This is a genomic window from Shinella sp. G-2, assembly GCF_050172695.1.
Taxonomy (GTDB): Bacteria; Pseudomonadota; Alphaproteobacteria; order Rhizobiales; family Rhizobiaceae; genus Shinella.
Genome location: NZ_JBBEYH010000069.1, coordinates 1 through 991 on the forward strand (window position 1 = coordinate 1; position 991 = coordinate 991).

Genomic DNA, 991 nt, shown 5'->3' on the forward strand with positions numbered 1-991 from the left:
CGCGCCGTGCTGGTCGAGACGGACGATGCCGTCGAGCCGCTGGCGGTCGCCAAGATCCTCAAGGGTGTGGCGGAGGCCGAACAGCCCGGCCTGATCATCGTCGGAAAGCAGGCGATCGACGACGATTCGAACCAGACCGGTCAGATGCTGTCGGCGCTGCTCGGCTGGCCACAGGCGACGTTTGCCTCGAAGGTTGAGATCGGCAACGGTTCGGCCGAGGTGACGCGCGAAGTCGACGGTGGTCTGCAGACCATCGCGGTCAAGCTTCCGGCCGTCGTCACCACGGACCTGCGCCTCAACGAGCCGCGTTATGCTTCGCTGCCGAACATCATGAAGGCGAAGAAGAAGCCGCTCGACAAGAAGTCGCCGGCCGATTTCGGCGTCGATACCGCCCCGCGCTTGAAGGTGCTGAAGACCGAGGAGCCGTCGGGCCGCAAGGCAGGCGTCAAGGTTAAGTCGGTCGCCGAGCTGGTCGAAAAGCTCAAGACCGAAGCCGGCGTGCTCTAAGGCGTTCATGCCCCGAAAAGTGGGAACCGGTTTTCGGACAAGGGCATGAACCGAAGGAATCAAGGGAGAACACAACCATGGCCATTCTTCTTCTGGCAGATCACGACACCGCAACCCTTTCCGACCAGACCGCCAAGGCGCTGACGGCAGCATCGAAGATCGGTTCCGACGTGCATGTGCTCGTCGCCGGCTCTGGTGCCAAGGCTGCGGCCGATGCGGCTGCAAAGCTCTCGGGCGTGACGAAGGTCCTGCTCGCCGACGATGCAAGCCTCGGCAACAACCTCGCCGAACCGCTGGCAGCGCTCATCGTGTCGCTTGCCGGCTCCTATGACGCCATCGTCTCGGCTGCGACCTCGGTCGGCAAGAACGTGCTGCCGCGTGTTGCTGCCCTGCTCGATGTCGCGCAGGTCTCGGAAATCGTCGAGATCGTCTCTGCCGACACGTTCAAGCGTCCGATCTATGCGGGCAATGCCATCCAGACGGT

The 991-nt window shown here is 63.3% G+C and carries 1 protein-coding gene and 1 pseudogene; both read left to right on the forward strand.

From position 1 onward, the window contains the following. Positions 1-507, forward strand: a 507-nt coding sequence (locus V8U06_RS29135) for an electron transfer flavoprotein subunit beta/FixA family protein (RefSeq protein ID WP_427143640.1), incomplete at its 5' end; no start/stop codon positions are given. A gap of 77 nt (positions 508-584) precedes the next feature. Next, positions 585-991: pseudogene (locus V8U06_RS29140) on the forward strand (electron transfer flavoprotein subunit alpha/FixB family protein); the annotation flags it as partial.